Here is a 20,000-nt window from a genome sequence, read left to right as displayed (position 1 = left end):
CTGTATCTTCGATGCTCACTTCAAGCATACGACGTTTCGACTCAAACTTAGATTTCGCTTCCATCAACTCAGTCAGTAGTCGTTGATCATAATCATCTTTTAACGACTTACGAAACCATTTCATAATTCTCTTCTACCTTCCATCGCTCGAGACAATGTCACTTCATCCGCATACTCCAAATCCCCGCCAACGGGCAAACCATGCGCGAGACGAGTTACACGGATTCCTGTCGGCTTAAGTAAGCGTGATAGGTACATCGAAGTCGCTTCTCCCTCAATGTTCGGGTTCGTCGCTAAGATCACTTCTTGAATCGACTCGTTCTCTTGTAACCTCGTCAGCAAGCTTGAAACGTTAATATCCTCTGGACCAATCCCCTCCATTGGACTTATAGCTCCATGAAGAACATGATATTTCCCTCTGTACTCTCTCATTTTCTCCATGGCAATCACGTCTCTTGAATCTTGAACCACACAAACTACCGTTTCATCCCGATGTGAGTCTTTACAGATTGCACAAGGATCAATATCTGTAATGTGACCGCAAACGGTACAATATTTGATGTCCCGTTTCGCACTGACGAGAGACTTCGCAAACGTTAATACATCGTCTTCTTCCATATCTAATACATGGAACGCCAAACGTACTGCAGTTTTCGGACCGATTCCGGGTAGTTTCGTAAAACTCTCAATCAATCGTCCAATGGCTTCAGGGTATTGCAACTCGCATCGATCCTTTCTTCACTTAAAAGCCTGGGAGGTTCATACCTTGTGTGAAACGCCCCATCTTATCATTCACAAGCTGATCAGCTTGCTTCATCGCATCATTAATTGCTGCTAAGACGAGATCCTGCAACATATCTACATCTTCCGGGTCGACGACATCTTCTGCAATGATGACATCTAAAACCTCTTTATGACCGCTGACGACAACTTTTACCATGCCGCCTCCTGCAGTACCTTCTACTGATAACTCTTTTAGTTCTTCTTGAGCTTTCGCCATATCTTTTTGCATCTTTTGCATTTGTTTCATCATGTTATTCATATTTCCCATTCCACGCATTCAGAGCGCCTCCCTTATGTTTCTTCGATTTCAACGACATCGCCAAAACGTTCCATCGCCTGTGCAACCAACGGGTCTTCGGTTTCTGGTTCTTCGACTCGTTCTGTCCGCTCTGCTTGTTTTTGAAGGATGAACTCATTCTTCAGTTCATTCCAATCCGTTTCAAGCACCGCCATAATTTCACGACGAATCCCCGTAACTTCAAATAACGCCTGCTCGATTACATCACGCGTACGACCATTCGAACTCACTTGTTCATAGTGCCATGTCATTCCATCTTTAAATTGTACCAGTAAGGTGTCACTTGCACAAAGGACAGCCTCACTTTCATAGAAGAGTGCGAAGATTGGACCATCCTGTATCCGAATATTCGTCATGATGTCGCCCCAACTATCGCGAATCGCATTCAAATGCTGCCGCTCAGCTCGCTGAAGTAATTGGCGAATCCGCTCTTTCGGCACTCGGATTTGTGTCCGTTTCGGAGCAGGCTTCGATTTTTCCACCTCTCCACCTGTCACAGTCACGCCATTCTTCTTCACTTCATTCAATTCGCGGCTCAACTCACGCACTTGGTCTTGAAGTTGTGTCATCTGCTCACTTATCGTGCGACCTTGTTCTGCAATTCGAATGAACGTTAACTCTACCAACACCTTCGGATGATTCGACAGCCTCATTTGCTGCTGGCACTCATTGAGCTCTTCAATCACTTGGAACAATTCGTCCGTCGAAGTCGCTTCGACAAACTGACGAAACTCATCAGTCGGACGAGCACGCTCTAATAAGTCGGCAGCTTGCGGAGATGCTTTCAACAGTAACGCATCCCGATGGACGAACACTAAGTCTTCGATGAAACGCTTTAAATCTTTCCCTTCACGTAACATCATTTCAAGCGTACTCAAAATCGCATTCAACTCTTTTTTCTGTAATCCGTATGCCATTTCGAGCAGTGTTTCATCCGTCACAGCACCCGTTACTTCTAACACCGCTTCTTCCGTCAGACGCCCATCGCTAAATGCCAAGGCCTGATCAAGCAAGCTAAGGGCATCCCTCATCCCGCCATCAGCAGCCCGTGCAATTAGTTTCAATGCTTCCGGATCATAATCATGGTCTTGATCATTCAAAATATAGGCCATCCGGGTTTGCAATTGACTCACTTCATGTCGTTTGACATCAAATCGCTGACAGCGCGAAATAATCGTTGCCGGAATTTTATGCGGTTCTGTCGTTGCCAAAATAAAAATCGCATGTGCTGGCGGTTCTTCAAGTGTTTTCAATAATGCATTGAATGCACCTGTCGACAACATATGCACTTCATCAATGATATATACTTTGTAGCGACCTTGAGACGGTGGGTATTTGACTTTGTCTCGGATTTCTCGAATTTCGTCAACTCCATTATTTGATGCTGCATCGATTTCAAACACGTCCGGACTCGTACCTTCCGTGATAGCGATACACGTCGGACAGGTATTACACGGTTCACGTGTCGGTGCACTTTCACAGTTGATCGCCTTAGCAATGATTTTCGCTAAACTTGTCTTCCCTGTCCCGCGTGGACCTGAAAATAGATAGGCGTGTGACATCCGCTCCTCTAATAAAGCGTTTTGAATCGTACGTGTGATATGGACTTGACCGACGACCTCTTGAAATGACTGAGGTCTGTATACTCGATATAACGCTTGATACGCCATGAGTTCGCCTCCTTCCCCACTTTTCTTCTCTATCTCATCATACAAAAAAATCTACAGCCCTGGGGCCATAGATTGAAGTTATAAAATAAATCTGCCGCGCACCGATTTCTGAAAGCACGTCAACATGCGTTACTCATGCAGTTTGCTCAGCCCAAGCACCCCTGCGGCACACGGTACGTCACCACTTAAGGCTGCTTCCTTCCGGACCTGACCTGGTTCATGGGTGACCGTTGCGCAGGACTCAGACGTCAACGCCACTTACATAAGGCAGACCACACCAGCGCACTCCCTCGAATCGGGATTCAGTCTCGCTACAGCGGATTGCGAGTGACAGGGCACCGCTACCTCCCCACCTAGCACGGCAAATGGGTAAATGAAATTATGCACTATCTCGAGTGCTATTACATTATACTGTTTAATCGATTGGGTTGCAACCTCTCTGATGAAGTCTCTCTTGTTTCTTCCTTTCTCTAAGCGCCCGGAAGAAATCAGTTAGAAGTCGCCCACATTCTTCTGCTAAAACATTTTCTGTTACGTCAGCCTGATGATTGAATCGTTCATCTTGTACCAAATTCATCAACGTACCGCAACAACCCCCTTTCGGATCATGCGCACCGAAGATGACCCGCTTCACTCGGGATAGCACAATGGCACCCGCACACATTGGACAAGGTTCGAGTGTGACGTATAACTCACAATCTTCTAATCGCCAATTTCCTAATGCTTCATTCGCCGCTTCAATCGCAATCATCTCAGCGTGAGCAGCAGCTAAAAGATTGGTTTCACGACGATTATGACCAGTCGCAATCACTTCATCACCTTTCACAATCACACAGCCGATCGGGACCTCACCGATGGCTTCTGCTTTCTTTGCTTCTTCGATGGCCAACTGCATAAATCGTTCATCACGTTCCATCGATTCACCTCATTTCTTATTTAACACTATGAAAAAAAATGAAAATCAAATCCCTCGCCATATCATTCGCATTCTATGCTAGAATGGAACTTGCACTTTGGATAATGGAGGATGACATCATATGTTTATAACGGTAGAAGGACCGATTGGTGTCGGGAAAACATCACTGGCCCATATCATCAGTCAGCATTTCTCGATGCAGATGCTGAATGAAATTGTAGAAGAGAACCCATTTCTCGGCAAGTTTTATGAAGATATCGAAGAATGGAGTTTCCAAACGGAAATGTTCTTCTTATGCAATCGATTCAAGCAGTTGGATGATATTCATAAACACCACTTGAGTCAACAGCAATCCGTCGTTTCGGACTATCATATTTTCAAAAACTTGATTTTTGCTCACCGTTCGCTGAAACCTGCGCATTTAAATAAGTACGAGCAGATTTATAAGATTTTGACACATGATATGCCGAAACCTGATGTCGTCATTTACTTACACGCCAGCATTGAGACACTGATGAAACGCGTTGCTTTGCGTGGACGTGAAGTGGAAGAAAATATGTCTCGCGATTATCTCGAACAACTTGCTCACGATTATGAGACGTTCGTCGAATCCTATCGCGCGGCCCATCCAGAAGTGAAAATCCTCTCATTTAGTGGGGATGAACTCGACTTTGTACACAATCCGGACGATTTGACACATGTCCTGAAGACGATTGAACGCGAATTAGAATTAACTAAAGGAGCACAATTAAAATGAAGCTGATTGATAAATATAACATTCCGAACGATACGATCATTACAATCGGTGGAATGGTTGGAATCGGGAAATCGACGATTACCAATTCGTTAGCCGATGCTTTAAACTTCCGAACGTCTCTAGAGAAAGTAGATACGAACCCTTACCTCGATAAATTCTATCATGATTTTGAACGTTGGAGTTTCCATCTTCAAATTTACTTCTTAGCGGAACGCTTTAAAGAACAGAAGAAAATCTTCCAATACGGTGGTGGCTTCATTCAAGACCGTTCCATCTACGAAGATACAGGCATCTTCGCAAAAATGCATTATGAAAAAGGAACGATGTCACCAACAGACTACGAAACGTATTCAAGTTTGTTCGAGGCTATGGTGTTGACACCCTTCTTCCCGCATCCAGACTTATTGATTTACCTTGAAGGTTCGTTCGAACAAGTCCTTGAACGTATCCAGATGCGCGGTCGCGAGATGGAGCAACAAACACCAATCGCTTATTGGGAAGAAATGTACGAACGCTACACAGAGTGGATCAACAACTTCAACTTGTGCCCAGTACTACGCCTCTCGATTGAAGAGTACGACCTCATCAAAGACCCAGATTCAGTCGAACTCATCCTTGAAAAAATCGAAAAGCAATTAACGATTGCCCGCGAAGCAAAAGTTAGATAAAGATACAGAGGGATTACGCCATCAAAAGCGTGATCTCTCTTTTTTGTGCATAAAAAAATCCACAGCACTTATGTCTGTGGATACAAAAAATGCATCTGCCTCTGCAGATGCCCGATTGAAAGCGGAGTTGGTGGGATTCGAACCCACGCGAGCCTTGCGACTCCTAACGGATTTCGAGTCCGTCCCCTTCAGCCGGACTTGGGTACAACTCCAGGCCTAAAAAAGTGTAAAAAAAAGAAAGTGGAGGAGGTGGTGGGATTCGAACCCACGCAGGCTGTTACACCCCTGACGGTTTTCAAGACCGTTCCCTTAAACCACTTGGGTACACCTCCAAAAGATATAAAATTGTGTGAGCCTCCAAAAAAAGAAATGGAGGAGGTGGTGGGATTCGAACCCACGCAGGCTGTTACACCCCTGACGGTTTTCAAGACCGTTCCCTTAAACCACTTGGGTACACCTCCAAAGCTCATATGCAATTCGTGAGCAACAGTGTCGCTCGACATGATTTATAGTACCAACTGAAGAGACAGATGTCAAACCCTTTTGTGAAAAAACATTAAAAAAAATTGAGCGCCTCAAAATCGAGGCGGCTCAAGTGTTTAGTTCGGCATTTCAATCTTTTCTTTTCCACCCATGTAAGGACGAAGAACTTCTGGGATGACGACTGATCCATCCGCCTGTTGATAGTTTTCCAAAATCGCTGCCACCGTTCGACCGACTGCTAATCCTGAGCCGTTCAATGTGTGAACAAATTCTGGTTTCGCGTTGGCATCACGACGGAAACGAATTCCCGCACGACGCGCTTGGAAATCTTCGAAGTTAGAGCAAGAAGAAATCTCACGATACATTCCTTGTGCTGGCATCCATACTTCGATGTCATATTTTTTCGCAGCTGTGAAGCCAAGGTCTGCCGTGCACATGCTGAGTACTTGATACGGAAGTTCAAGACGCTTCAATACTTCTTCAGCATGACCTGTCAATAACTCTAGTTGTTCATATGACTCTTCTGGTTTCACGAAGCGAACGAGCTCGACTTTGTTGAATTGATGCTGACGAATCAAGCCACGTGTATCACGGCCAGCTGAACCGGCTTCAGAGCGGAAGTTAGCGCTATATGCCGTATACGTGATTGGAAGCTGCGTTTCCGGGATGATTTCTTCACGGTGCATGTTTGTGACTGGCACTTCAGCTGTTGGAACGAGGAAGTAGTTCGTATCCGCTACTTTGAACGCATCTTCTTCAAATTTAGGAAGTTGACCTGTTCCGATCATCGCATCACGATTGACCATGTACGGCGGCAACACTTCTGAGTATCCATGCTCGTCTGAATGAAGGTCCATCATAAAGTTGATCAGAGCACGTTCTAAGCGAGCACCTAATCCTTTATAGAAGACAAAACGGCTACCCGTCACTTTTCCAGCGCGCTCGACATCGACGATTTTTAGGTCTTCCATCACGTCCCAATGTTGCTTCGGCTCGAAATCAAAATCAGGCTTCGTCCCGATTTCACGAATCGTCACGTTATCGTCTTCCGTTTCACCGATTGGAGTTGACTCATGTGGGATGTTTGGAATGCTGAGCAAGATCAAGTTGAGCTCTGCCTCTACTTCTCGTAACTCCTCATCCAACAATTTGATTTCATCCCCAAGACGGCGTGTTTCCAAGATTGGACCTTCTGCATCTTGTTTGTTGCGTTTTAATTCAGCGATTTGTTTTGTCGCTTCATTGCGCTTTGCTTTCTTTACTTCCACTTCGTTAATCAAGTCACGGCGCTTTTCTTCTAACTGCGGGAAGCGGTCAAGTGCACTCAAGTCTTCTCCACGGTAAGCTAATTTTTCTTTAATCCCTTCAAAATCTTGTCGTAAACGTTTAATGTCTAACATTGCTGTTCCTCCTTTTTTCATATAAAAAAGGCGGCACGTCCCTTTCCCGTAGGAAAGGGACGAACCACCTTGGATCCGCGTTGCCACCCTCGTTGCCCAAATGCATGAGCCACTCGATGCACGTAACGTGTGCCAAACGTGACTTGTTTCCAAGCCAATGCTCCGAGGCCGATTCGGTTACGCCATCTCACTAGTTTGCACCAACCACTAGCTCTCTGTCAGTAGACGTACGTAACGTACTTATTCTCATCATCGCATCTGTCATTGAATTAATCTTACTTTACAACATCTGAACTTGTTCGACAAGACTGATTTTTCCAAGTGCCAATCTGATTTGATCGAGGAAATCAACAAATGCTCGCGTCATTCTCGTCAAAAACGAAGCCGTATCCACCGCCTCTGCCGTGACAAGCGTCATCTTTGGAGGCGTCTCCCCTTCTAAATAGCGAACTTGATCCGAGGAGTCGATGGTAACCGTGCCTGCCTGTGTATCGACTTTGACCGGAGCGTCTAGTTCGAGCAGTTCAACTTTCGGTTCCGGGACAGGTTTCCCTTTTTCGACTAACACTTCAAAGTCATTCGTCGTCCGGACAGTGACCTGTTCTGTTTCACCTTGAGAGACCGTTGCCGTTTCCGAAATGGTTTCCCCTGTCCGTAAAATCGGTGTCATGACGAAATCTGCGTATGCATAGTCGTGTAACGCTTTCGTCGCTACATAGCGCCCCTCATCAGATGGTGCGCCAAGAACGACGGATAACACAGTGCGACCATCCCGTGTCGAAACACCGATAAAGCAATAGCCTGCCTCATTCGTTGTTCCCGTTTTAAAGCCGAGCATCCCCGGATAGGCGAGATCTCGGTCGGCGAGCATTCGGTTCGTCGCGTCAAAGCGGACACCGTCGACATCCACGTATGCCCGTTTCGTCACGTCGAGCACTTCCGGAAAAGTCGTCAAATATGCAATCGCCAACTTCATTAAATCGTTGGCAGATGTCAAATTATCTCCTGGTAGACCGGCTGATACAGAATCGAGTCCCGATGCATTCGCGAATGTCGTTTGTGTCATCCCTAATTCATCCGCTCGACGATTCATTTCTTTGACGAACGCCTCTTCTGAACCAGACACCGCTTCCCCGAGCGTCACAGCCGCTTCGTTCGCCGAACGAATTAATGCTGCATCGTATAACTCTTTGACGGTATACGGTTTATTCAGTAGCGGGATTCTTGCTAGTCCCGGCTTTCTCGTCAGCGCCAAGGCAGCGTCGCTCGGTGTAACCTCCTGATTCCAACTGAGCTTTCCTTCTTCGATTGCTTCACGCGTCAAAAATGCCGTCATCAACTTTGTGATTGAAGCTGGCTGAAGCATGGCATCTTCCTGTTTTGTAAATAAGACCTGGCCTGTCGTCACGTCTACAAGCATCGCACTCGCCACGTCGACTTTTGGCGCGGCCGCAGAGGCGACTGAGGGTACGATCACTTGTACAAGCAACATGGCAACAAATATCATGATTAAATAGCGAGCCTTCACATAGTTTCCCCTTTCTATACGCTTCTTTGTTCAGTGTAACAAAAAATAAGTTTGAAGGACCCCCTTTTCATGAGGTCCCTCAAACTTATGCATATTGCTGCTGATTTTCTTTAACCATCTCGATAAAATAGCGGTGCAATGATAAATCTTCCGTCAATTCCGGATGGAACGAACAAGCAAGGTACTGGTTATAACGAACTGCTACAATCGCTTCCTCAACTTCGGCGAGCACGTCTACTTCCGGTTCAACTCGCGCTACTTGTGGGGCACGAATAAAGACCGCTTCGACCGGCTCATCGATTCCTTTTACCGGAAGATCGACTTCAAAACTGTCGACCTGACGTCCAAATGCATTACGTTTTACTGTCATCGGAATTTTCTTTAAGTGGGCGTCATACCCTTCGACTTCGTTCGCGAGAAGAATCATGCCGGCACATGTACCAAACATCGGTAACGTCTCCATGTCGCGAAGTGGCTCAAGTAACTCATAACGATCGAGTAAGCGTCGCATCGCGGTACTTTCTCCACCTGGTAAGACTAATCCATCGATTGCTTTCAAGTCTTCTAGCGAGCGGACTACAACGGTTTGAGCACCGAGAGCTTCAAGCATACGAACATGCTCACGAATTGCGCCCTGCATCCCTAATACGCCAATCGTTACCATCTTACCAGCCTCGTGGTGCCATGAGTTCTTCATCTTTGAGCGTACGGACGTCGAGTCCTTTCATCGCCTCACCTAATCCTTTTGAAAGGTGTGCGATCCGCTCATAGTCATCGTGGTACGTTGTCGCTTCTACGATGGCACGTGCGAATTTCTCTGGGTTCTCCGCTTTGAAGATACCAGATCCGACGAAGACACCATCTGCTCCGAGATGCATCATCAAGGCAGCATCAGCTGGTGTCGCGATTCCACCCGCCGCAAAGTTAACGACTGGGAGACGACCCGCTTCACGAATTTGCATAAGCACTTCAAATGGAGCTCCGAGATCACGAGCCTCTGTCATGACTTCATCCACGCTCATCGACAAGAGACGCTTCACTTGTGCTTGTACGGTGCGCATGTGACGAACCGCTTCCACGATGTTCCCTGTTCCTGGCTCACCTTTTGTACGAATCATTGCCGCGCCTTCGCCGATACGACGAGCCGCTTCGCCAAGGTCACGTGCTCCACATACGAACGGTGCTGTATAGTCGCGTTTGTACAAATGGAACTCTTCATCTGCCGGCGTCAATACTTCACTCTCATCGATAAAGTCGACCCCCATCGACTCGAGTACACGAGCTTCAGCGATATGTCCGATACGGCATTTTGCCATAACCGGAACAGATACTGCTCCCATGACGTCTTCAATGATTGTCGGGTCGGCCATACGGGCAACCCCACCCATTTTACGGATATCCGAAGGCACACGTTCAAGTGCCATGACAGCAACCGCACCTGCAGCTTCAGCAATTTTCGCCTGCTCTGCGTTGATGACGTCCATGATGACGCCACCTTTTTGCATTTCAGCCATCCCACGTTTTACTTTATCTGTTCCCACTTGTCTCTTTTCCATTGAAATCCCTCCATGAGTTCATGTTCTACTTGCTAGTATAAGCTGGATTGACTATATTAAAAGTGCCAGATTCTTATTTTTTAAAGTGGTCAGTTTGGATAAAGGACTCTATGGCTACTATCTCGAACGTGTTGAAGTATAAAGGAGGAATCAGTATGTTCGACCGTGATCCGTTTGAAGGAGGTCATCGTGCCTCATTTGGTACACCTGGAATTGTCTCAGCCTTGATTATCCTCGGTTTTCTCTTATACTTCTTTTTCGGTTCGTAAAGAAAGGAACATTGTTTTATGGATATGCTTACTTTCTCACTTGAACAAGACTCGTCCATCCCGCTATATGAGCAGTTATATAAACACATTCGGGATGCTATCGTCGACGATACATTAAAGACGGGTACCAAGTTACCTTCGAAACGCAAACTCTCTCAATTTTTGGATGTGTCTCAGACGACAGTCGAGTTTGCATACGCCCAATTACTCGCCGAAGGGTACATTGAATCCGTTCCCCGAAAAGGATTTTATGTGTTGCCGCAAGAGGAACTGTACGTCCGGCGATCGAGCAGCACCATCACGCCATCCCCACCTAAAAAGACGTATACGTACGATGTATCGCCAAGTCAAATCGATACGACCGCTTTTCCGTTTGAACGTTGGAAACGGCACGTCAAGAACGTTGTCGATGAGGTTCATCATGAGCTACTCGCGCTAGGTTCCGTCCAAGGGGATCTCGAGCTACGACAGGAAATTGCGACCTATCTCTATCATTCACGAGGCGTCCAGTGCTCACCTGAACAAATCATCGTCGGATCAGGGACAGAACAACTCCTTCCACAGCTTTTGGATTTGTTACCTGACGCATCGGTCTTTGGCATTGAAGATCCCGGCTATCCGCTCACTCGTCTTTTATTCGAGCAACAGGGGCGCACCTCTATCCCAATCCCGGTAGATGAAAGTGGCGTTTGTGTCAGTGAGCTCGAACGCCATGAAATCGATGCGCTATACGTGACACCTGCCCATCAATTTCCGACAGGTACTGTCCTATCCGTCAGTCGACGCCAACGTTTATTGAATTGGGCGCTCGTTCACCAGACGTATATCATTGAGGACGATTACGATAGTGAGTTCCGTTATAGTGGTAAACCCATCCCCTCTCTTCAAAGTATGGACCCGAACGAACGTGTCATCTATATCAGCACTTTCTCGAAATCACTCATGCCGTCCCTTCGTATTGGGTATATGGTGTTACCAACACCTCTTTTGAATCGTTACCGAGAGCGACATCATTACTTCACGTGTAGCGTCCCACGATTCGAACAGCATACGTTGGCTCTATTTATGTCGAGTGGTGACTTCGAGAAGCATTTGAATCGGATGCGAAAAATATACCGCCGCAAGTTAGAAATCGTGCTCGCCGCCTTCCGCCCATTCGAACCGATTGTCACAGTGACAGGTGCGAGCGCTGGATTGCACGTTGTCTTGACCGTCATCAGCGATCGGACAGAGCAAAAATTGAAACAATCCGCTGAATTGTCGGAAATCGCCATCAAATCGATGAACGACTATCGCATCGTACACCCAGATTCGCACAAACAATTTTTGTTTGGCTTTGCACACTTGCCTGAATCCTCGTTACCGAATGTGATCGATCAGTTGATGGATGCCTGGGAAATCCCGAAAGGAGTGACTCCATGAAGCGACACGTCCAATGGATCATCGGAATCTGTTTACTCGGCAGCGGTCTCTTCTTTTTAACGAGCTCGATTTGGAAAGAGAATATCGCCAGTTCAACGAGTGAATATGTCGTTGAACATATGGAATTGCAAGACGAGAGTGAATTCGAGTCGAATTATGATTTTGCGGCAGTCACACCACTTTCCTTAGCGGACGTCTTGCAAGCGCGCAATCGGTTTCATCAGTTGCCGACAATCGGTGTCATTTCGATTCCAGATGTTTCACTGGAGCTTCCGATTATAAAAGGGTTAGATGATGAGAGTCTCGCCATCGGAGCGGGAACCATGCATCCTGATCAACAAATGGGGGTAGGCAATTACGCACTAGCCGGTCATTATTTACAACATGCGACCGCTCTATTCGGTCCGCTCCATGAAGTCCATGTTGGTATGAAGATCTATCTTCGAGATGATACGCACACTTACGAATACGTCGTGACATCGCTTGAGACCGTCTCTCCTGAACGAGTTGATGTATTAGATGAAACAGCTACTCCTACCCTTACATTGATCACTTGTACGTTCGATACGACGGAACGACTCATCGTCAAAGGTTCACTCGTCGCTACTGAATCATGACCGCATCTCCTCAACCAACAGGAGACGCGGTTATTTATTGTTTTTTCAAAAATATATTGTTAGCGCTTACAACTTCAGCTAAACTATTTTTGAAAACGTTTGCATAAAATTGTGCAATTTAACTCAAACAAAAGAGGTGTCTCATGAAGAAAAAAACTGCTCGTCAGGCTTCGACTTTATTCCTGTCCGGTGCATTGCTCATTCAAGCCGGGGTTCCGATGAACGCATTGGCTGAACCGACTGCAATCACAATTGATGGGGCAAAAACAGATTGGGCTAATATTCCCGCCCTCGCAAGTTCTCCTACTGCTGGATGGCAAGGATTTGATGTCGGTGATTTATACATAAACAATGATGCCCAACATCTTTACTTTTACGTAGACGCGAATAATGTCCCGAACTGGGGAGACAACGGGCAATATATCAACATCGCACTTCAAATCAACGATGAAGATTCAGGTGTATCGACGAATCCCCTCGGTTATCCATTCGATTTTAAAGGTGTCGACAAGGCGCCTCAGTATCATATTCTCGTCCGAGTCGATGGCGATCAAAATGTAAAAGAGGCTGCTCTTTATCAGGCTGGTCAAGAGAAACCGCTTTTACAATTGAATCAGTTGAACGGTGCGGCTTTTGCCTTAGACCGAACGAAAGGATTTGAAGGAAAAGTTCCTCTGTCATTACTCGGCTTAAACAATGGAGATCAAGTCCGCGCCTTAACTGTATTAAGCGGAAATAACGCCGGAGAACATGGGGCGTTCGATACGATTCCGAGTAATGCTGCCAATCAATTGGCCAATAGTTGGAACGTGTCCGCCACGCCATCCACACAATCTGTTTATAGTGCCCCGTTCACCTTAAATGGGGTAGAGACGATCGACCAACTTGAAGTTGCGTCCGTGACCCCGGCCTCATCATCCATTGATGTGGATGTGTCTGCTCCAATCACGTGGACATTTAATGAACCCGTCCGTTTGGATTCCACATCGGTTACCTTACAACAAGGGGAGACGCGTGTCCCCGTTGATGTGACGACGAACGGTACGAGCGTGACACTTCAACCGAAAGAAGCTCTCGCTCTCAATACGTCATATACGGCCACTATTCCAGAAGGTGCAGTGACTGGAACGATTTCGAATACAACACTCCCGGCAGTGACGACTACTTTCAAAACAGCAACAAAGCTCGCTGATCCTTGGGAAACGACACGCTATATCGAAATGAAGTATGTCCGTGCCGATCATGACTATACGGATTGGAACTTATGGACATGGAGCACAGGGAAAAAAGACGGACAAATCGATCCATACCGGATAACTGACGATGGGGCCATCTTCCGTATCCCGGTTGGTCAAGACGCCACGAAAGTTGGGTTTGTCATTCGAAAAGGCACGGACTGGGCCGTTAAGGATGCTTATGGAGAAGACAGATACGTCACGCTCGGAGAAGACCGCGTCACGAAGGTCGTCGCCGAAAGCGGAAAAGGTGCCTTCCATCAAGTTCCGACAATCAGTGGTCCCGAATACGGTACAGATGGGGTTCAATTCTTCTATCGTGATGTAGCACTCTATGAAGCAGGAGAAATGGATGAAATCGATCAGGTCGCACTCAAAATCAATGGCGAGACGTACCCGATGACTTATGAGCCAGAAAACGAGTGGTTCCGCTACACGGTACGTTTACCTGAAGGAATCCATGACTACACGTATCTCGTCACGAAGGACGGCGTCACGACTGAAGTGAAAGATCCTTATTTCGAGGCTTCTCAAATCGAATATCGTCAACCAACAGTCAAACTCACTTCTTCTGTCAGTCCGAAAGCCATCAGCTCTCGTGAAAATGCGGTTGTTCGAGTAAACCCGACCTTGCCAAAAGGTGTGACACTCCGAGAACTCTATATCGATGCACGCCCACTCGGCGGTCCTGAAAAGTTACACATTGATCGTGCGTTAAACGCCCAAACGATCGCGGTGAAAGACACGGTCAAACCTGGAAATAAGACGCTTGCCGTCACTGCAGTCGACCAATACGGAAACGTTCATCGCTCGAAAACAACGGTTCGTGTCGTCCCTAAAACGATGAAGGAAAAACAAGCGTTTGACTGGGATGAGGCACGCATCTATTTTATGCTTACGGATCGCTTCTACAACGGAGATTTATCCAATGACAACCCGAATCGTGAGTACTATGACAAAGATCATCCTGAGTCTTACCATGGTGGCGATTTTGCAGGTGTCACAAAAAAACTCGATTATTTAGACGATCTTGGTATCAATACGATTTGGATCACGCCAATTGTGGATAACATCGATTGGGATTTACGATATGGAAAAGACGGTTCTCAGTATGGATATCATGGGTATTGGGCCAAGAACTTTGAAAAACTCGATGAACATCTCGGAGATATGGCTGCCTTCCATAAACTGATTGATGAAGCGCATAAGCGTGGAATGAAAATTATGGTCGACGTCGTCTTGAACCATCCTGGCTATGGAATGGAGCCTGGGGCAAGCTCATCCGTTACGAACTTCCCAACGGATGCAGAACGACAAGTATTCAATGGGATGATTCGTGAAAATCCCGTCGACGGGGACGATCTCAAAATGTCGTTATCCGGCCTTCCTGACTTCAAGACGGAAGAAGCTGCCGTTCGAGAACAGTTGGTCAAATGGCAGACGGATTGGATCAAACGGTCGAAAACGAAAAATGGCAACACGATTGATTACTTCCGTGTCGATACGGTCAAACACGTGGACTCCACAACGTGGAAATCATTTAAAAATGAATTAACGGCAATCAAACCAAACTTCAAATTGATTGGGGAGCACTACGGGGCTAGTATCAACAATACAGGCGGCTACTTAAGAAGTGGTCAAATGGATTCCTTGCTCGACTTTGATTTTAAATATCAAGCTGAACGATTCGTGAATGGCAATATCGAAGACGTTGAAAAGGCACTTCAATATCGTAACACTCAATTATCGAACGAAGCGACTCTCGGACAATTCTTGAGTAGTCATGATGAAGACGGATTCCTCGTCTCGCGGGCAGGGGGGGATAGTGGTAAGCAAATGGTCGCAGCCTCTCTTCAAATCACGGCGAAGGGACAACCTGTGATCTATTACGGAGAAGAGGTCGGTCAATCTGGGAAGCATGCGGGCGATATGGATAAAGGCGAGTTCAATGAAAATCGCTATGACTTCGACTGGTCTCGCGTCAAAGGTGAAGGAAAAGCGATGCATACGCACTATCAAAAACTTTTGAATATCCGTGCAGACTATTCGCACGTATTCAGTAAAGGGACACGTTCGTCCATCGCTTCGAATTCTGAGGCTGGCTATTCGATCTTCAAACGAAGTTATGGAAAACAATCGGTTCTCGTCGGATTAAATACGAAAGAGAAAGCGCAAACCGTTTCCTTCAATACATCGTATAAAGCGAAAACCATTTTGATTGACCGATATAGCGGTAAACAATACATCGTTCAAAAGAATGGTAAAGTCACCGTCTCACTTCCTGCTCAAGATCAAGGGGGTACCGTGATTTTAGTAGAGAAGCGCAAATAAATAACCGCCATCCTGAGTGTACAGGATGGCGGCTTTTTACATTAGCGTGAGTAGTTCGGTGCTTCTTTTGTGATATTGACATCGTGTGGGTGACTTTCTTGAAGGCCCGCACCCGTCATACGAATGAATTGTGTGTCTTCACGAAGAGAACGGATATCGGCAGCGCCACAGTATCCCATACCTGAGCGAAGACCACCAATCAATTGATATACCGTGTCAGCGAGTTCGCCACGATATGCGACACGTCCTTCGATTCCTTCTGGAACGAACTTTTTGTCTGCTTCTTGGAAGTAACGGTCTTGGCTACCGCGCTTCATCGATGCTTCAGATCCCATACCACGGTATGTCTTGAACTGACGGCCTTGGTAAATTTCCATTTCGCCTGGGCTCTCTTTCACACCAGCAAGCAAGCTACCAAGCATGACAGCGTTTGCTCCAGCAGCGATGGCTTTGACGATATCGCCTGAGTACTTGATTCCACCATCAGCGATGACTGATACACCATGCTCTTTTGCTTCTGTGACACAATCATATACAGCTGTGATTTGTGGAACACCAACGCCTGCAACGACACGTGTCGTACAGATTGATCCTGGTCCAATTCCGACTTTGATGACCGATGCTCCAGCTTCAATCAAAGAACGTGTCGCTTCAGCAGTAGCTACATTACCTGCAATGATTGGGAGCGATGGGAACGTATCGCGCAACTCACGAACTTTTTCAAGCACACCAGCCGAATGTCCATGTGCTGTATCGATAACCAATGCATCTACGCCTGCTTCTACAAGTACTTGAGCACGTGAGGCTGCATCTTTTGTTACTCCGACTGCAGCTGCTACAAGAAGACGACCTTGCTTGTCTTTTGCCGCGTTTGGGAATTGCTCGACCTTCTCGATATCTTTTGTCGTGATGAGACCTTTCAATACGCCAGCTTCATCGACAAGTGGAAGTTTCTCAATGCGGTGTTGATGAAGAATACGTTCTGCTTCCTCAAGCGATGTACCTACTTTTGCAGTGATGAGGTTTTCCGTTGTCATCACATCCTTGATGACGGTAGAATAATCTTTGATGAAACGAAGATCACGATTCGTCAAAATACCAATCAACTTACGCTCTTCTTCTGAGTTGACGATTGGTACGCCAGAAATGCGATATTTACTCATCAAATACTCAGCATCATACACTTGACGATCTGGAGTTAAATAGAAAGGATTTGTGATGACACCATTCTCTGAGCGCTTAACGCGATCGACATGCTCAGCCTGCATCTCCATTGACATGTTCTTATGAATGACACCTAAGCCGCCTTGACGGGCCATAGCAATCGCCATCGGAGCTTCCGTGACGGTATCCATACCCGCACTGATGATTGGGATATTCAATTCTAATCCTTCACAGAGCTTTGTGCTTAAATCAACGTCACGCGGTAAAACATTTGAGAACCTCGGTACGAGTAATACATCATCAAACGTTAAACCTTCTTTTGCAAACTTGTTTTCCCACATAAAAATTGATGGCCCCTTTCTCGTTCTACCTACATCTTTGTTTCGAAATATTTCTGTAATGGTAACAGGTATAACGCAAAAGTGCAATTCAATTCCCGATGTTCAGAAAAGTCAGAATTGTGTTCATTCCTTTATAAATGATGAGAATTGTTCGGAGTTTCATGGTGAAAGGGATGTAAATACGGAGTTCGATTTCATCATACATACAAAAAAACGACCGAGCGTATGCTCGGTCGTCCTCTCTGTTGTTGCCTGGCAACGTCCTATCCTCACAGGGGGAGAACCCCCAACTACTTTCGGCGCTGAGACGCTTAACTTCCGTGTTCGGCATGGGAACGGGTGTGGCCGTCTCGCTATCGCCACCAGACTTTAGGGCTTGTTCCCTGAAAACTGAGGATTCATCAACACAAACCATAGACTAGATCAAAGCCTCGACCGATTAGTATCATTCAGCTCCACGTGTCACCACGCTTCCACCCATGACCTATCTACCTCATCGTCTCTGAGGGGTCTTTCTTGATTGCTCAAAGGGAAATCTCATCTCGGAGGGGGCTTCATGCTTAGATGCTTTCAGCACTTATCCCGTCCGCACGTAGCTACCCAGCGATGCTCCTGGCGGAACAACTGGTACACCAGCGGTGCGTCCATCCCGGTCCTCTCGTACTAAGGACAGCTCTCCTCAAATTTCCTGCGCCCACGACGGATAGGGACCGAACTGTCTCACGACGTTCTGAACCCAGCTCGCGTACCGCTTTAATGGGCGAACAGCCCAACCCTTGGGACCTACTCCAGCCCCAGGATGCGATGAGCCGACATCGAGGTGCCAAACCTCCCCGTCGATGTGGACTCTTGGGGGAGATCAGCCTGTTATCCCCAGGGTAGCTTTTATCCGTTGAGCGATGGCCCTTCCATGCGGAACCACCGGATCACTAAGCCCGACTTTCGTCCCTGCTCGACTTGTAGGTCTCGCAGTCAAGCTCCCTTCTGCCTTTGCACTCTTCGAATGATTTCCAACCATTCTGAGGGAACCTTTGGGCGCCTCCGTTACTGTTTAGGAGGCGACCGCCCCAGTCAAACTACCCGCCTGACACGGTCCTCCAGCCGGATTGACGGCTGCGAGTTAGAGACTCTATACGCAAAGGGTGGTATCCCAAGGGTGTCTCCACCGAAGCTGGCGCTCCGGCTTCACAAACTCCCACCTATCCTGTACATCGCGTACAAAGCCTCAATATCAGGCTGTAGTAAAGCTCCATGGGGTCTTTCCGTCCTGTCGCGGGTAACCTGCATCTTCACAGGTACTATGATTTCACCGGGTCTCTCGTTGAGACAGTGCCCAAATCGTTACGCCTTTCGTGCGGGTCGGAACTTACCCGACAAGGAATTTCGCTACCTTAGGACCGTTATAGTTACGGCCGCCGTTTACTGGGGCTTCGGTTCAGTGCTTCTCTTGCGATGACACATCCCCTTAACCTTCCAGCACCGGGCAGGCGTCAGCCCCTATACTTCATCTTGCGATTTAGCAGAGACCTGTGTTTTTGCTAAACAGTCGTTTGGGCCTATTCACTGCGGCTTATGTTGCCATAAGCGTCCCTTCTCCCGAAGTTACGGGACCATTTTGCCGAGTTCCTTAACGAGAGTTATCCCGCGCGTCTTAGAATTCTCATCTCGCCTACCTGTGTCGGTTTGCGGTACTGGCGCCGACCTCCTCACTAGAGGCTTTTCTTGGCAGCGTGAAATCCGGTGCTTCGCCCTACGGGCTCCACGTCACAGCTCAACCTTGGTGCCGGGCGGATTTGCCAACCCGACGGCCTCGCTGCTTGTCCGTGCACTTCCAGTCGCACGGTCACCTTATCCTTCTGCGTCCCCCCATCGTTCAAACGGTGGTACGGCGGTACAGGAATATCGACCTGTTGTCCATCGCCTACGCCTTTCGGCCTCGGCTTAGGTCCAGACTAACCCTGAGCGGACGAGCCTTCCTCAGGAAACCTTAGGCTTTCGACGGAGGGGATTCTCACCCCTCTTTTCGCTACTCACACCGGCATTCTCACTTCCAAGCGCTCCACGGCTCCTCACGATACCGCTTCACTGCTGCTTGGAACGCTCTCCTACCATCCCTTACGGGATCCATAGCTTCGGTGGTATGTTTAGCCCCGTTACATTTTCGGCGCGGCGCCACTCGACTAGTGAGCTATTACGCACTCTTTGAATGGTGGCTGCTTCTAAGCCAACATCCTAGTTGTCTGTGCAGCGCCACATCCTTTTCCACTTAACATACACTTGGGGACCTTAGCTGATGGTCTGGGCTGTTTCCCTCTCGACTACGGATCTTATCACTCGCAGTCTGACTCCCGAGTACAAGTTGCTGGCATTCGGAGTTTGACTGAATTCGGTAACCCTGTGGGGGCCCCTAGTCCAATCAGTGCTCTACCTCCAGAACTCTTCACCTCGAGGCTAGCCCTAAAGCTATTTCGGAGAGAACCAGCTATCTCCAGGTTCGATTGGCATTTCACCGCTACCCACACCTCATCCCCGCACTTTTCAACGTGCGTGGGTTCGGACCTC

15 protein-coding genes, 3 tRNA genes, 2 rRNA genes, 1 other RNA gene and 1 other annotated feature (2 of these 22 cut by a window edge) are annotated in these 20,000 nt (G+C 47.3%); of the genes, 5 read left to right on the top strand and 16 right to left on the bottom strand.

Annotation, left to right across the window (positions count from 1 at the left end):
• From AC5LIL_RS00145 to tadA, 6 genes are all read right to left on the bottom strand, one after another.
• Positions 1-124: the 5' portion of a YaaL family protein gene (locus AC5LIL_RS00145; protein ID WP_499824527.1), read on the bottom strand. 101 nt of this gene lie to the left of the window's left edge; 124 of the gene's 225 nt are visible here — the first part of the coding sequence; the start codon lies at positions 122-124; the stop codon falls past the left edge of the window.
• Positions 121-720 carry a recombination mediator RecR gene (gene recR, locus AC5LIL_RS00140; protein ID WP_012727753.1) on the bottom strand — a complete coding sequence of 200 codons (600 nt, stop codon included), beginning with the start codon at positions 718-720 and terminating at the stop codon, positions 121-123. Before recR ends, AC5LIL_RS00145 begins: the two co-directional genes overlap by 4 nt.
• 22 nt (positions 721-742) lie before the next feature.
• Positions 743-1,060: a YbaB/EbfC family nucleoid-associated protein gene (locus AC5LIL_RS00135; protein ID WP_074034102.1), complete on the bottom strand. Its 318-nt coding sequence runs from the start codon at positions 1,058-1,060 to the stop codon at positions 743-745.
• Positions 1,061-1,074: 14 nt separating this feature from the next.
• The gene (gene dnaX, locus AC5LIL_RS00130; protein ID WP_499824526.1) at positions 1,075-2,751 is read right to left on the bottom strand and encodes a DNA polymerase III subunit gamma/tau; all 1,677 of its coding nucleotides are present in this window, start codon (positions 2,749-2,751) and stop codon (positions 1,075-1,077) included.
• Positions 2,752-2,845: 94 nt separating this feature from the next.
• An RNA gene (gene ffs / locus AC5LIL_RS00125) (signal recognition particle sRNA large type) lies at positions 2,846-3,113 on the bottom strand.
• A gap of 53 nt (positions 3,114-3,166) precedes the next feature.
• Positions 3,167-3,667 (bottom strand): tRNA adenosine(34) deaminase TadA, encoded by a 501-nt coding sequence (tadA, locus tag AC5LIL_RS00120; protein WP_499824525.1) that lies wholly within the window; start codon positions 3,665-3,667, stop codon positions 3,167-3,169.
• A gap of 121 nt (positions 3,668-3,788) precedes the next feature.
• Here tadA and AC5LIL_RS00115 point away from each other — a divergent pair, with 121 nt between their 5' ends.
• Both AC5LIL_RS00115 and AC5LIL_RS00110 read left to right on the top strand, forming a co-directional pair.
• Positions 3,789-4,424 carry a deoxynucleoside kinase gene (locus AC5LIL_RS00115; protein ID WP_214697300.1) on the top strand — a complete coding sequence of 212 codons (636 nt, stop codon included), beginning with the start codon at positions 3,789-3,791 and terminating at the stop codon, positions 4,422-4,424.
• Positions 4,421-5,092 (top strand): deoxynucleoside kinase, encoded by a 672-nt coding sequence (locus tag AC5LIL_RS00110; RefSeq protein WP_251125747.1) that lies wholly within the window; start codon positions 4,421-4,423, stop codon positions 5,090-5,092. Before AC5LIL_RS00115 ends, AC5LIL_RS00110 begins: the two co-directional genes overlap by 4 nt.
• 122 nt (positions 5,093-5,214) lie before the next feature.
• Here AC5LIL_RS00110 and AC5LIL_RS00105 read toward each other — a convergent pair.
• The 7 genes from AC5LIL_RS00105 to pdxS all read right to left on the bottom strand — a co-directional run bounded on the left by AC5LIL_RS00105 (position 5,215) and on the right by pdxS (position 10,059).
• Positions 5,215-5,304: transfer RNA gene (locus tag AC5LIL_RS00105), tRNA-Ser, on the bottom strand.
• Between the two features lie 29 nt (positions 5,305-5,333).
• A tRNA-Ser gene (locus AC5LIL_RS00100) sits at positions 5,334-5,424 on the bottom strand.
• Positions 5,425-5,462: 38 nt separating this feature from the next.
• Positions 5,463-5,553, bottom strand: a tRNA-Ser gene (locus AC5LIL_RS00095).
• A gap of 138 nt (positions 5,554-5,691) precedes the next feature.
• Positions 5,692-6,975: a serine--tRNA ligase gene (gene serS, locus AC5LIL_RS00090; RefSeq protein WP_074034095.1), complete on the bottom strand. Its 1,284-nt coding sequence runs from the start codon at positions 6,973-6,975 to the stop codon at positions 5,692-5,694.
• A 52-nt stretch (positions 6,976-7,027) separates the two neighbouring features.
• Positions 7,028-7,237, bottom strand: a binding site (T-box leader).
• 18 nt (positions 7,238-7,255) lie between these two features.
• A complete protein-coding gene (locus AC5LIL_RS00085) occupies positions 7,256-8,503 on the bottom strand; it encodes a D-alanyl-D-alanine carboxypeptidase family protein (RefSeq protein WP_499824524.1) in 1,248 nt (415 codons plus the stop codon).
• An 85-nt stretch (positions 8,504-8,588) separates the two neighbouring features.
• A complete protein-coding gene (pdxT, locus tag AC5LIL_RS00080) occupies positions 8,589-9,167 on the bottom strand; it encodes a pyridoxal 5'-phosphate synthase glutaminase subunit PdxT (protein ID WP_337875010.1) in 579 nt (192 codons plus the stop codon).
• A 1-nt stretch (position 9,168) separates the two neighbouring features.
• A complete protein-coding gene (gene pdxS / locus AC5LIL_RS00075; RefSeq protein ID WP_214697307.1) occupies positions 9,169-10,059 on the bottom strand; it encodes a pyridoxal 5'-phosphate synthase lyase subunit PdxS in 891 nt (296 codons plus the stop codon).
• 287 nt (positions 10,060-10,346) lie between these two features.
• Here pdxS and pdxR point away from each other — a divergent pair, with 287 nt between their 5' ends.
• The 3 genes from pdxR to AC5LIL_RS00060 all read left to right on the top strand — a co-directional run bounded on the left by pdxR (position 10,347) and on the right by AC5LIL_RS00060 (position 15,933).
• A complete protein-coding gene (gene pdxR, locus AC5LIL_RS00070) occupies positions 10,347-11,750 on the top strand; it encodes a MocR-like pyridoxine biosynthesis transcription factor PdxR (protein ID WP_499824523.1) in 1,404 nt (467 codons plus the stop codon).
• The gene (locus AC5LIL_RS00065) at positions 11,747-12,367 is read left to right on the top strand and encodes a class A sortase (protein ID WP_499824522.1); all 621 of its coding nucleotides are present in this window, start codon (positions 11,747-11,749) and stop codon (positions 12,365-12,367) included. Before pdxR ends, AC5LIL_RS00065 begins: the two co-directional genes overlap by 4 nt.
• A gap of 143 nt (positions 12,368-12,510) precedes the next feature.
• On the top strand, positions 12,511-15,933 hold the full coding sequence (locus AC5LIL_RS00060; protein ID WP_499824521.1) for an alpha-amylase family glycosyl hydrolase: 3,423 nt from the start codon (positions 12,511-12,513) through the stop codon (positions 15,931-15,933).
• Between the two features lie 41 nt (positions 15,934-15,974).
• Here AC5LIL_RS00060 and guaB read toward each other — a convergent pair whose 3' ends face one another.
• The 3 genes from guaB to AC5LIL_RS00045 all read right to left on the bottom strand — a co-directional run.
• Complete coding sequence (gene guaB / locus AC5LIL_RS00055) at positions 15,975-17,438, bottom strand: IMP dehydrogenase (RefSeq protein WP_499824520.1); 1,464 nt, start codon at positions 17,436-17,438, stop codon at positions 15,975-15,977.
• A gap of 250 nt (positions 17,439-17,688) precedes the next feature.
• Positions 17,689-17,805: ribosomal RNA gene (gene rrf / locus AC5LIL_RS00050) — 5S ribosomal RNA — on the bottom strand.
• 52 nt (positions 17,806-17,857) lie between these two features.
• Positions 17,858-20,000 (bottom strand): 23S ribosomal RNA (locus AC5LIL_RS00045) (it continues 771 nt past the right edge of the window).

This window comes from Exiguobacterium sp. RM11, from assembly GCF_059821525.1.
The sequence above is the reverse complement of the archived record's forward strand: the minus strand, read 5'-3'. Positions and strand labels throughout refer to the sequence as shown.